12 protein-coding genes are annotated in these 13434 nt (G+C 33.8%); 6 read left to right on the forward strand and 6 right to left on the reverse strand.

Translation table 11 applies throughout. From position 1 onward, the window contains the following. Window positions 1-9 precede the first annotated feature (9 nt). Window positions 10-2625 carry an alanine--tRNA ligase gene (gene alaS / locus AAFN75_RS03810; RefSeq protein ID WP_411808297.1) on the reverse strand — a complete coding sequence of 872 codons (2616 nt, stop codon included), beginning with the start codon at window positions 2623-2625 and terminating at the stop codon, window positions 10-12. Between the two features lie 223 nt (window positions 2626-2848). Here alaS and AAFN75_RS03815 point away from each other — a divergent pair, with 223 nt between their 5' ends. From AAFN75_RS03815 to AAFN75_RS03835, 5 genes are all read left to right on the forward strand, one after another. Then, window positions 2849-3820, forward strand: a complete 972-nt coding sequence (locus AAFN75_RS03815; RefSeq protein ID WP_411808298.1) for a M23 family metallopeptidase — start codon at window positions 2849-2851, stop codon at window positions 3818-3820. Further along, a complete protein-coding gene (locus tag AAFN75_RS03820; RefSeq protein ID WP_411808299.1) occupies window positions 3820-4149 on the forward strand; it encodes a MerR family transcriptional regulator in 330 nt (109 codons plus the stop codon). Before AAFN75_RS03815 ends, AAFN75_RS03820 begins: the two co-directional genes overlap by 1 nt. Before the next feature lie 101 nt (window positions 4150-4250). Beyond that, window positions 4251-4847, forward strand: a complete 597-nt coding sequence (locus AAFN75_RS03825; protein WP_411808300.1) for a LemA family protein — start codon at window positions 4251-4253, stop codon at window positions 4845-4847. Window positions 4848-4852: 5 nt separating this feature from the next. Further along, window positions 4853-5296 (forward strand): TPM domain-containing protein, encoded by a 444-nt coding sequence (locus AAFN75_RS03830; RefSeq protein ID WP_411808301.1) that lies wholly within the window; start codon window positions 4853-4855, stop codon window positions 5294-5296. A 9-nt stretch (window positions 5297-5305) separates the two neighbouring features. Beyond that, window positions 5306-6148 (forward strand): TPM domain-containing protein, encoded by an 843-nt coding sequence (locus tag AAFN75_RS03835; protein ID WP_411808302.1) that lies wholly within the window; start codon window positions 5306-5308, stop codon window positions 6146-6148. 102 nt (window positions 6149-6250) lie between these two features. On the opposite strand, the gene AAFN75_RS03840 is transcribed toward AAFN75_RS03835, so the two are convergent. The 4 genes from AAFN75_RS03840 to der all read right to left on the reverse strand — a co-directional run bounded on the left by AAFN75_RS03840 (window position 6251) and on the right by der (window position 11580). Further along, a complete protein-coding gene (locus tag AAFN75_RS03840) occupies window positions 6251-7255 on the reverse strand; it encodes a sugar kinase (protein ID WP_411808303.1) in 1005 nt (334 codons plus the stop codon). A gap of 90 nt (window positions 7256-7345) precedes the next feature. Next, window positions 7346-9850, reverse strand: a complete 2505-nt coding sequence (locus tag AAFN75_RS03845; protein WP_411808304.1) for an outer membrane beta-barrel protein — start codon at window positions 9848-9850, stop codon at window positions 7346-7348. A 7-nt stretch (window positions 9851-9857) separates the two neighbouring features. Further along, the gene (locus AAFN75_RS03850; RefSeq protein ID WP_411808305.1) at window positions 9858-10100 is read right to left on the reverse strand and encodes a hypothetical protein; all 243 of its coding nucleotides are present in this window, start codon (window positions 10098-10100) and stop codon (window positions 9858-9860) included. Window positions 10101-10275: 175 nt separating this feature from the next. Beyond that, a complete protein-coding gene (der, locus tag AAFN75_RS03855; protein WP_411808306.1) occupies window positions 10276-11580 on the reverse strand; it encodes a ribosome biogenesis GTPase Der in 1305 nt (434 codons plus the stop codon). A 391-nt stretch (window positions 11581-11971) separates the two neighbouring features. On the opposite strand from der, the gene AAFN75_RS03860 reads away from it, so the two are divergent. Continuing rightward, window positions 11972-12490 carry a GTP-binding protein gene (locus tag AAFN75_RS03860; RefSeq protein WP_411808307.1) on the forward strand — a complete coding sequence of 173 codons (519 nt, stop codon included), beginning with the start codon at window positions 11972-11974 and terminating at the stop codon, window positions 12488-12490. Here AAFN75_RS03860 and era read toward each other — a convergent pair. Continuing rightward, window positions 12487-13368, reverse strand: coding sequence for a GTPase Era (gene era / locus AAFN75_RS03865; RefSeq protein WP_144115632.1), 882 nt, complete (start codon window positions 13366-13368; stop codon window positions 12487-12489). The two genes, AAFN75_RS03860 and era, sit on opposite strands and share 4 nt — an antisense overlap. Window positions 13369-13434 lie beyond the last annotated feature (66 nt).

A 13434-nucleotide genomic window follows, 5' to 3' on the forward strand; every position in this document is an offset into this window, starting at 1 on the left:
GCAACCCTTTTAAACCAAGTATTTCTTAGCATTGCTTAAAGCCTCCTCTATTCCTCCAGGGTTTTTACCACCAGCAGTAGCAAAAAATGGTTGTCCGCCGCCGCCACCTTGGATATATCTACCTAATTCTCTAACTACTTGCCCAGCATTTAAACCTTTACTTGCCACTAATTCTTTAGAAATGTAACAAGACAATAATGCTTTTCCGTTTTGCTCGGTTGCGAATAATAAAAATAAATTATTAAACTGGCTACCTAAATCGAAAGCCACATCTTTTAATCCGCCAGCATCTAAATCTAGTTCTTTAGCTAAAAATTGAATGCCATTAATAGCTTCCAATTCTCCTTTAAGTTCGCCTTTTATGTTTTTAGCTTTATCCTTTAGTAAACCTTCTATTTGCTTTTTAAGACTTGCATTTTCGTCTTGCAAGTTTTGAAGTGCCTTAACAGGTTCTTGAGCATTGTTTAACAAGTCTCTCATCTCGAAATACGCCCTGTTGTTTTCAAAATAAAAATCTTTTACAGCATCGTTGGTAATAGCTTCAATTCTTCTAATTCCAGATGCTACTGCACCTTCAGATACTATTTTAAAATGCCAAATGTCTGCTGTATTTTTTACGTGTGTTCCTCCACAAAGCTCTATCGATTTACCAAAACGAATAGCACGTACAGTATCGCCATACTTTTCGCCAAACAAACTCATTGCGCCTTCGGCAATGGCTTCATCTATAGGAATATTACGTTTTTCTTGCAATGGTAGTTTACCTTCAATACGTCGGTTTACAAAATTCTCGACTTCTTGTAATTCTTCAGTTGTTAATTTTGAGAAATGAGAAAAATCGAAACGCAAATATTTTGAGTGCACAGCGCTCCCCTTTTGTTCTACGTGAGTTCCTAAAACTTCGCGCAATGCTTGATGTAGCAAGTGCGTAGCTGTATGATTACATTCTGTTTTATAACGTTGCTTGGAATCTACAACAGCCTTAAACACTTCATTAACATGGTGTGGTAAGTTTTTAGTAAAATGAATAATTACATTATTCTCTTTTTTGGTATCTAAAATGTAAACGACATCGCCGTGTGTATCTTCTAAATAACCTTTATCTCCAACTTGTCCGCCTCCTTCAGGATAAAACGGTGTTAAATTAAAAACCAACTGATACATATCACCATCTTTTTTAGAGGTTACTTTTCTGTATCTAGTAAGTTTTACATTAGCTTCTAAACTATCATAGCCAATAAATTCTTCTTCAGCATCTTCAACAAGAATCGTCCAATCTTCTGTAGACATTTCGCTTGCCGCACGAGAACGCTCTTTTTGTTTTTGTAAATGGTCGTTAAATCCTTTTTCATCAAGCTTCATGCCTTTTTCAGAAAGTATTAAAGCCGATAAATCTATAGGAAACCCATAGGTATCGTATAATTCGAATGCTTTTTCACCCGAAACTGTATCGCCTTTTGTTTCGTCTACAATACGATTTAATAAAACCAAACCTTGATCTAAGGTTCTTAAAAACGATTGTTCTTCTTCTTTAATAACATTCTCAATTAATTGCTTTTGCGCTTTTAATTCTGGGAAAGCTTTTCCCATTTGGTTACTTAAAACATCAACCAATCTGTATAAAAACGGTTCTTTTTTATCTAAAAAAGTGAATCCGTAACGCACGGCACGACGTAAAATTCGTCTAATAACGTAACCAGCACCAGTATTACTTGGTAATTGCCCATCGGCTATTGAAAATGCTACGGCACGAACATGATCGGAAATTACGCGAATAGCAATATCTGCCTCATCATTTTTCCCGTAAGTCTTATTAGTTATAGTTTCAATTTCGTGAATTATTGGTGTAAACACATCGGTATCATAGTTAGACTGAACACCTTGAAGCACCATACATAAACGCTCGAAGCCCATACCTGTATCAATATGCTTGTTTGGTAAGCCTTCAAGAACACCATTAGCCTTCCGGTTGTATTGCATGAATACTAGATTCCATATCTCAACAACTTGAGGATGATCTTCATTAACTAAATCCATTCCAGAAACTTTAGCTTTTTCTTCTGCCGAACGAATATCTACATGAATCTCACTACAAGGTCCGCATGGTCCTTGATCGCCCATTTCCCAGAAATTATCCTTTTTATTACCTTTTAGAATGCGATCTTCAGATATGTATTGTTTCCAAATATCATAAGCTTCGGTATCCATTTTTAAATCATCGGCATCATCACTTCCTTCAAAAACGGTTACGTATAAAATATCCTTATCAATACCAAAAACCTCTGTTAAAAGCTCCCAAGCCCAAGCAATAGCTTCTTTTTTAAAGTAATCGCCAAAACTCCAGTTTCCTAACATTTCAAATAAAGTATGGTGATACGTATCGTAACCTACTTCCTCTAAATCGTTATGTTTACCAGAAACTCTTAAACATTTCTGTGAATCTGCAAGACGGTTATTTTTAGGTTTTCCATTACCCAAAAAATACTCTTTAAAAGGTACCATACCTGCATTAACAAACATTAATGTAGGGTCATCCTTTAAAACCATTGGCGCCGATGGCACTATGCTATGTTTCTTTTCTTCAAAAAAACTTAAAAACTTTGATCTAACTTCTTGTGACTTCATGTATCGTTATTATGCATCGTGTTTTTATTAATTTACTTTTAATAAAAACAATTTTCTATATTTACTCTCCAAAAATATTTAAAATTAAGGAGATACTTAATCTACTTTTAAATTATCATTACAACTATTTTGATAATAATTTCGTAGGTTTGTTCGTTAACATACTTTAAACAACAGCTTTTGTTGCATAAAATTTAGTTGCAAAAATAGTATAATTTAAGACATGAGTAAGGTAAAATATTACTACGATAAAGAATCACTCTCATACCGCAAAATAGAGCGCAAAAAACGAACTACTTTTAAGTATGCGACGCTCTTTATGTTAGCGGCCGCTTTTTTTGCATTTATATTTGTTTTTATTGCGAGTCAGTATGTAGAATCGCCAAAAGAACGTGCCTTAAAAAGAGAATTACAAAATACGCAATTACAGTTTGAATTGCTGAACAAAAAAATGGAACATGCCGAGGCCGTTTTAGCCAATGTTGCCGATAGAGATAATAATATTTACCGCGTCTATTTTGAAGCTAACCCAATACCCGACGAACAACGAAAAGCAGGTTTTGGTGGTATAAATCGTTACAAGAGTTTAGAAGGCTTTGATAATTCTAAATTAATTATAGAAAGTAATAAGCGTTTAGACATATTACAAAAACAAATTGTAGTACAATCTAAATCGCTAGATGAAATTGCTATTCTAGCTGAAGAAAAAGAAAAATTACTTGCTGCAATTCCAGCAATACAACCGGTTAGCAATGAAGATTTAACTCGAATGGCTTCTGGTTACGGCATGCGCTCAGATCCATTTACAAAGGTTAGAAAAATGCATTGGGGTATGGATTTTACTGCCCCTAGAGGCACACCTATTTATGCTAGTGGCGATGGTGTTGTGGAACGCGCAGACAGTAACTCATCGGGTTACGGAAAACATATAAGAATAGACCATGGTTACGGTTACACTAGTTTGTACGCGCATTTGTACAAATACAATGTTAGAAAAAACCAGAAAGTAAAACGTGGCGATTTAATAGGTTTTGTTGGAAGCACAGGACGCTCTGAAGCCCCTCATTTACATTATGAGATTTTTAAAGATGGCGACCGTATTAACCCAATAAACTTTTACTATGGTAGTTTAACGGCCGAAGAATTTAACAAACTATTGGAGCACGCTTCTTTAGAAAACCAATCGCTAGATTAATGCATATAAATTTACCAGAAAAAAGATATTATGCTATTGGAGAGGTCGCTAAAGCTTTCGGGGTTAACACATCGCTTATCCGTTTCTGGGAAGGCGAATTTGATGTTCTTAAACCTAAAAAAAACGCAAAAGGCAATCGTAAATTTACGCCAGAGGATATAAAAAACTTAAAATTTATTTATCACCTGGTAAAAGAACGTGGTTTTACTTTAGAAGGTGCAAAAACCCACTTAAAAGAAGAAAAAAAACAAGCCCTCAATAACTTCGAGATTATTAGTAAACTTGAAGATATTAAAAGCCAACTTACCAAGATTAAGGAGCATCTTTAAAATGCTTGAGTTATAAATATAAAAAAAACGCTTAAAACAAGTAACTTTTATTTAAAAGTGGCGTCTAACTGACAACATAAAAAACCAATACACATTCGATTATGAAAAAATTTTTACCATTAATTATTATCGCAATTGTTGCCATAGGAATTTATTCTTGGGGAAAAGGATTTAACAATACTGCTGTAAACCTTCAAGAAAGTGCAACTAAAACATGGGCAAATGTTGAAAGTAGCTACCAACGAAGAAACGATTTAATAGGTAATTTAGTAAAAACAGTACAAGGTGCTGCCGATTTCGAAAAAGGCACACTAACAGCCGTTATAGAAGCTAGAGCAAAGGCAACTTCTGTTACCATAGATCCATCTAACATTACTCCAGAACAACTTGCCAAATTTAATGAAGTTCAAGGTGGTTTATCTGGCGCTTTAAAAAGCTTATTAGTAACTGTAGAGCGTTACCCAGAATTAAAAGCAAACCAAAATTTTTTAGAATTACAAAGCCAGTTGGAAGGTACCGAAAACAGAATTAACGTTGCTAGAGATCGTTTTAACGAATCTGTAGAACCTTATAACAACCACGTTAAAACATTTCCTAATTCCATACTTGCCGGCATTTTAGGTTTTGAACCTATGACTTATTTTAAATCTGAAGCGGGAAGTGAAAAAGCACCAGATGTTGATTTCGATTTTAACTAAATCATATGCCAAATAACGTTGAAGATTTCTTAAGTACTAGCGAGGAGCAAGAGATTGTTGAAGCTATTCGAGTTGCCGAACTAAACACTTCGGGAGAAATACGTGTGCACCTCGAGCAAACCTGCAAAGGCGATGGCATTACCACTCGTGCTTTAGATTTATTTCACACCTTAAAAATGGATAACACAAAACTTCAAAATGGCGTGTTAATTTATTTGGCAATTGAAGATAAAGCTTTTGCTATTTATGGCGACAAAGGCATTAATGATAAGGTTGAGAGTAACTTTTGGGATAGCACTAAAGATATTATGCAATTGCATTTTAAAAAAGGTGATTTTAAAAAAGGGTTAATTGAAGGCATTTTAAAATCTGGCGAAGAACTTAAAAGGTATTTTCCTTATTCTGATAATGACACTAACGAGTTAACAAACGAAATTTCTAAAGGATAGATAGTTAGTATGCAGTTTTCAGTATTCAGTTTGCAATCACTTTTAAAAACAAAAAGCATTATTAGTTTTTTAATGCTATGCTTTGTTTTGAATATTGCTCATGCCCAATATGAAATTCCTGAAACACCCAAGTTTCAAACTAGTGTGTATGACTATATCAATTTATTAAGTGCTTCAGAAAAATCTAGCTTAGAAAATAAACTTATAAAATATTCCGATACTACCTCAACACAAATTGTTGTGGCTATTATAAATTCCACCAACGGAGAAAACATTAGTTACTTAGGTGCTAAATGGGGACAAAAGTGGGGAATTGGTGGTAGTAAAGAAAAAGATAACGGCGTATTAATTCTATTAGCTAGAAATGATAGAAAAATAGCCATTAGCACGGGTTATGGCGTAGAGCATTTATTAACCGATGCCTTGTCTAAGCGAATTATAGAACGAGACATTATTCCTTATTTTAGACAGAATGACTACCCTGGCGGATTAAACCGAGGTGCCGATGCCATTTTTGAAGTATTAAATGGAGAATACACAGGTACACGTCAATCTAGCGAAGGCGAATTTCCTATTGGCATCATCTTTATCCTCATCTTTATTTTTATTATTATTCTAATATCCATATCGAAAAATAGGCGAGGCGGTGGTGGACGCAATGGCGGTCACAGATCGACAGGAAGCGATATTTTAGAAGCCATTATTTTAAGTAATATGGGCCGTGGTAGTTACCGACGTGGGTCTAGTGGTTGGGGCGGAAGCTCTGGCGGCGGAGGTTTTTCTGGAGGCCGTTTTGGTGGCGGTTTCGGCGGCGGCGGCTTTGGCGGTGGCGGTGCTTCTGGTGGCTGGTAAGGTTTAGTTTGCAGTTGCAGTTTCAGTTTCAGTCTCAGTAAACTGTTCTATTTTAGGAGAACTCAAAAAAACCTAACTCTTTTTGCTTTATTACTGCGTTTATTATCTATTAAAACGTCCGGACACATTACCTTCAACAATACGCATTACCTCATCGATAGTGGCGTAATTAACATCACCTACATACGTGTGTTTTAAAGCACAGGCTGCACTTGCAAACTCCATAGATTTAGTATCCTTAAAGTGTTGCAAACCATAAATTAAACCTGCTGCAAAGGCATCACCTGTTCCAATACGGTCTACAATATGTGTAATATCGAAATCTTGAGTTTCGTAGAATTTTTCACCATTCCACATTCTTGCTCTAATTTTATGCCATGAAGAATTTATGGATGTTCTTATTTTATCAAATACTTTAACTATAGTTGGGAATTTTTCAATAAGTAATTTACTAGCTTCTATAAACTCATCGTTACTATAACCAAAATCGGTACCTAAAACCTCGTTCATTTCGTTAATACCTCCAATAAAAATAGTAGAGCAATGCAGTAATTCGGTTAAAGCCTCTTTAGGATCGACTCCATATTTCCATAAGCCACTTCTATATGTTGGGTCTGCCGATACTTGCATACCTTTTTTTCTAGCCAGTTTTAAGCCTTCTTTTAAAGTATCGAAACTGCCTTGGGTTAATGCAGGTGTAATACCTGTCCAATGAAACCAGCTTCCATTTGCCAAAGATTTTTCCCAATCTACCATACTTGGTTTAATTTCGGAAAAAGCAGAATGCGATCTGTTATACGAAATTTGACTAGGACGCATAACGGCTCCAACCTCTAAAAAATAAACCCCTAAAGGTCTATCTGACCGAACAATAGCCGTTGTATCTAAATCGAATTTATTAAGGTAAGCCAAAGCTGTATTGCCTATAAAATCATTAGAAATACAAGTAATATGTTTTACACTTTCACCAAAATGAGCAATAGAAAGTCCTACATTAAGTTCTGTACCACCAAAATAAAATTCAACTGTATTGGATTGGATAAATTTTCTATTTCCTCGCGGTGATATACGCATAAGCACTTCACCAAATGTAATAATCTGACTCATAGTATTCTATTTTAAACTAAAATAGGAAATATCAGTTTAAATATTACACTGAAACTGGAAGAATATTTATAAACTTTTACTTTGCTCGAATTAATGTCTATAATACCTAGAACCGCCTCCTGTTTCTCCGGCCTTACCTAAGCTATTAAATTTCCAACTAAAACTAAGCATGAAATATTGTTGCAATACGGTGCTTTGAGAATCCTCTATGTAGTTAGCTGTGGCAATTCGTCTGGCATTGGTGTTTTGGTTTAGTAAATCGTAAGCCTTTAAAGTAAGCGTACCTTTATCCTTAAGCATCGAGTATGCTAGTGTAGCATTCCAAAACCATGCACTTTTTTGAAACCCATCTGCAATATTGGGATTGTAACTATATCTCATATCATTTCGCCATTCGAAACCTTTTGGCAAAAAAGTAGCTGTATTCAAATTAAGTGAATGACTGACAAACTCTTGGTTTTCGAAGGCTTCTAAATCAAATGTATTTCTGGTAAAAGACATTCTATAATTAGGATTAAACTCTAAAACATCTTTCCAGTTAAAACGTAAACCCACGTTTGGAGAAGCCGAATTATTAGTACTCGAATATTTAACACCGTTATTGAAGTTTATTGATTTTCTAATACTTGGCCCAACGCCTAAGTAAAATGTAACCGTGCGTAAACTATCTACTTTTACCTTCTTGTTAACCGATAAATAACCATTTACATTATAAGAACCGTTTACGTTATCATAGGTTGTTTCTCTTACCAAATCCTCATCAATAATGGTTTTAGAAACAACTTTATTATTATCAAAATTAGCACTTAAATATCCGTAAAAACCAGAACCTTTTTGAAAATCGAAGGTATTGTAACTCGCATAAACTCTATGGTTATTTTGAGGTACCAAATTAGGATTACCAATTACAGTATTTAAAGGATTAGACACATTTAAAAACGGTTGTAATTGAGATAATTGCGGCGGATTATTATCTAAGTTATACCCCATTCGCATGGACGCTTTATCACTAAATTTATAACGAAATCTTGATCGAAATTCGATAGCTTCAAAATTTCGTTTTAAACTTAAGGTTGGCCTTAAAATATCATTATTTTCTAAAGTTCTAAATACATAGGTGGTTTCAAATCTTGCAGATATTTTTTCGTTTTTAAACTCCAACTCTAACGCGGGCGTTGACATTTCATTAATATACTCGAAATCTGTACTTAACTCGTTATTAAAAACGGTATAATATTCAGCCTCTGGATCTTCTTTATCAAAAGTGCTTCGTCTGTCTTGTTGCTTGTTTCGCGTGTACCCATATTTAAATTCCAAGAAAAAAGTTTTCCCTACTAAGGGTAATCTATAAGTAATATTGGATCTAAAATTATTGACTTTATTTTCACCTTCAGTATACTGATTTCTGTTAATTTCTTCGGGCGAATCTCCGTATATATTTGTTTTTGAAACTAAATAATCATCCAGTTCTCGTGTTCTAATATCATTATCAAAACTAAACTTTATAAAAGCACCATTAGAACCAAATTTCTTGGTAATATCAAGATCACTACTAAAATTTTTACCAATATTTTCTACGTTAGAATTGGAAGTTGATTCGTTAATTAATGCATTGGAGTCGTTGGTTGAAGACTCATCTTCACTATAATAATTTTTACTTTTTGTATAGCTGAATGACGGCTCAAAATTAATTAAAAGTGTAGAATCTACCTTAACATCAAACTCCACATTAGCACTGTGGCTTTCGTTATCACTAAAAGAACTGGAGTTTGAAGATGCAAAATATCTCGAATCAGATAAAATATTTTCTCGATCTCTTTTACTTCTATTTTCTGAACTACTTCCAGAATAAAAATAGTTAGCTGCTATATCTTTACCTTCACCATACTCATCGGCATAATTAGCACCATAATTTTGAGATTCTGTAATACCTTGACCACCGCCAAAAGACCTACCATCTATAGAAAAAGAACCATTTCCATTAAACCGGACACTATTACCGCCACCAAACATTTTACGAATTTCGCCAAAGCTAAAACCTGGTGAGTTAATATCGTTACCACCTGCCAAAACACTAACGCGTTGGTCGTTATCAAAATGATTATACATACCTGCAAACTCATAATGTTTATCGGTTCCTTTACCTGCAGCTAGCCTGCCAAAATCACCTTTATTGTTTTCTTCTTTTATAACAAGGTTTACGGTTTTATTTTCGCCATCGGCAGTTGCGCCTGTAAATGCTTGATCTTTAGTTTTAGTATCTAAAACTTGTATTTTTTCTACAATATCTTTGGTTAAATTTCTGGTTGTTATTGTGGGATCGTCACCAAAAAATGGTTTTCCATTAACGAGTATTTTGTTTACTTCTTTTCCATTAACTTTAATATTACCTTCTTCATCAATTTCTACTCCAGGAAGCTGTTTTAACAAGTCTTCTACATTGGCATCCTTTTTTGTTTTAAAAGACTTCACATTAAACTCTAAAGTATCCTTTTTAATGGTTATTGGAGCTGTTGATTTAATAATTATAGCATCTAAAGCATCAGAGCTTATTTGTAAATTTATAGTTCCTAAATCAATGATTTTTTTATCCATATTAACCTCACGGAAATAGATTAGCTTTTTTACGTGCTATTTTTCCTTCTAAAGTAAATTTACCTTCTTTATTGGTTAACCCATAAGTAACTAAGCTACTATCGGTAACGCGTTGTAAATAAACCGTTGCAGACTCCAAAGGAACAGCATCTTCCTCTGATATTAGTGTACCAGAGATTTCGAATGATTTAGATTGAGAAAAAGATAATGATGTAAACAAAATGACTATTACTAAAAGAATAGACTTCATTATATTGATTTTTGGTTGGTTTTTATTTAAAACCTCTAATATAGTTTGAACATCATAAGATTTTTCTTAAAAAAGTCTTAAAACTTAAAAAACTAGTATTTAGATTTTTATGCTTTAAGACTTTAAATAAACTTAAAATTTGACTTGGCTAAGAAATTCTTACCCAAGATATGTATTACTTTTTACGCATGTAAACACTAATAGGCACACCATTAAAACCAAATTTTTCTCTTAATTTATTCTCTAAGAAACGCTTGTAAGGCTCTTTTACATATTGAGGTAAATTACAAAAGAAAGCAAATTGTGGTTGCGGTGTTGGCAACTGCATAATATATTTAATTTTAACAAATTTTGCTTTGTATGCTGGTGGCGGATAATTTTCTATAATTGGAAGTAGCACTTCGTTAAGCTGACTTGTTTTAATCTTTTTAGAACGGTTTTGGTAGACCTCCACTGCAGTTTCAATAGCCTTAAAAATACGTTGTTTGGTTAATGCAGAGATAAAAACAATTGGCACATCGGTAAATGGTTCCATTTGTTTTCTAATTACTTTTTCGTATTCCTTAACCGATTTATGATCTTTTTCAACCAAATCCCATTTATTAACTAGCACTACAATACCCTTACGGTTACGTTCTGCAAGCCAGAAAATGTTTTGCACCTGTCCATCAAAACCACGGTTGGCATCTAAAACGACTAAACAAACATCGGCATGCTCGATAGCTCTTACACTACGCATTACGGAATAAAATTCTAAATCTTCTTTTACTTTAGATTTTCTTCTAATTCCGGCAGTATCAACCAAATTAAACTCAAAACCAAAACGATTGTATTTAGTATCTATAGAATCTCTAGTTGTACCTGCAATATCGGTAACAATATATCTATCTTCTCCAATAAGTGCATTTATAAAGGATGATTTCCCTGCGTTTGGACGCCCCACTACAGCAAATCTTGGTAATGCTTCCTCTACAACTTCTTCCTTTTCTGGCAAAGCTTCAACCAAAGCATCTAATAATTCTCCTGTTCCACTTCCGTTTATACTAGCTACGGTGTAATATTCACCTAAACCTAAGGAATAAAACTCTACAGCATCTTCTGCACGCTTACCATTATCCACTTTATTTACTACAAGAAATACAGGTTTACTTACCTTACGAAGTAACTTTGCAACATCCTCATCCATTCCGGTTACACCAGATTCTACATCGACCATGAAAATAATAGCATCGGCCTCATCAATAGCCAATTCTACTTGCTTATCAATTTCAGCTTCAAAAACATCATCACTTCCTAAAACGTAACCTCCAGTATCTATTAAAGAAAACTCTTTTCCGTTCCAATCACTTTTACCATAATGGCGGTCTCTTGTAACACCACTAACGGCATCAACAATGGCTTCTCTTCGTTGAATTAAACGATTAAAAAACGTTGATTTACCAACATTTGGCCTTCCTACAATAGCTACTATATTACTCATAATCTTTATCTTATCTGTTACACCTTATCTGATGCCTTAATATTTCTATCCGAAACATTTTGCAAAAATAGGAAATATAGATGACGCAAAGTTCTTTTTTAATAAAGATTGAAAGTATTTTAATTTTTAAATCAATAATGCTTGATTTAAGAATCAAGACCGCTTCGCCGTTAGAGTAAAGAAGCAAGACTTAATTGTAACTTACTGATACCCATTTAATTTATCTTTTAAACTGTGTTATTGTAAAATTCCTTCTAGATATTGAACTAAAAAAGTCAGCTCTATTTCAATACGCTTTTACACACTAAGGTTGTCTTTGATTGAATTATTTTTAAAGACCACATTTATTTTAAATAAAAAACAGTAATTTACTATGCTAAACAAAATATGAATGCCTTTAAGTAACGACATTGTATTGCGACCGAGGTTTAAACTAGAAATTCCAAGGCCAAATGAAGCTGTTTTAAGCGATTTTGAGAATGCAAAGATCACCCAAAAAGATTTTATTATTACTCGTGTGGACGACCATGTTTTTATTAAATTCCCTAAAGAACAACAACACTTTTGGTCTCCACAATTACATTTAGAAATAAATAAGACTGACGACAACTCTAGTACTCTACATGGACTGTTTGGACCAAATCCAACAGTTTGGACACTTTTTATGTTCCTCCATTTTCTTGTTGCTGGTTTTTTTATAGCATTTGCTATTTGGACCTATACCAATATGACATTAAAACAGAGTTTTGCTGTGCAAGCTAGCATTACCCTTTTAATGGTTTTGCTTTGGGTTACCCTATATTTTGCTGGTAGCATAGGTAAAGCATCAAGCATAAAAGACATGCGATTGCTTAATACTTTTATGAATGATATTCTAGGAATAGATAACAATGCACTTAGCACTGATTAGTTATTGTAACCAAAACGTTTCAGCTGGTTTTGATTGCTTCTCCAGTTTTTATTCACTTTTACATATAATTCAATATGAATTTGCTTTCCGAAAAACTTTTCTAAATCCTTTCTAGACTCAACACCTACACGCTTTAAAGCACTTCCTTTATGGCCAATAATAATACCTTTTTGAGTTTCGCGTTCGACCATAATAACAGATCTTACTCTAATTATTTGTTCTTCTTCAAAAAACTCTTCCGTATCAACTTCTACTGCATAAGGAATTTCTTTTTTATAATGCATCAAGATTTTTTCTCGAATGGTTTCATTTATAAAGAAACGCTCTGGCTTATCGGTTAATTGATCTTTTGGGTAAAACGGTGGCGACTCTGGAAGTAAGTCTAATATTCTATTAAAAACCTCCTTTACATTAAAGCCTTCTAGCGCTGAAACCGGGAAAATTTCTGCATTAGGTACTTTTTCTGACCACGTTTGCACTTGACTTTCTAACTGCTCTTGATCTGATTTATCAATTTTATTGAGCAATAATAAAACCGGTATTTTCGAATTGGTAATTTTATTAAAAAAAGCTTCATCTTTTAACTCCTTTTCTCCAATTTCCACCATGTAAATAAGTACATCGGCATCCTCGAAAGCCGATTTTACAAACCCCATCATCGATTCTTGAAGCTGGTAAGCTGGCTTAATTATACCTGGAGTATCACTTAAAACGACTTGAAAATCGTCGCCATTTACAATACCTAAAATTCGGTGTCTTGTAGTTTGCGCTTTAGATGTGATTATGGAAAGTTTTTCTCCAACAAAGGCATTCATTAATGTAGATTTCCCAACATTAGGATTACCAATTATATTTACAAAACCTGCTTTATGGCTCATGATATTTTTATTTAAGATAGTGCAAAGTTACAACTTGAATATTTTAATATACTAAAAATGTAAAAA

It is taken from the genome of Algibacter sp. AS12, from assembly GCF_046736315.1.
In the GTDB taxonomy this organism is placed as follows: domain Bacteria; phylum Bacteroidota; class Bacteroidia; order Flavobacteriales; family Flavobacteriaceae; genus Algibacter_B; species Algibacter_B amylolyticus.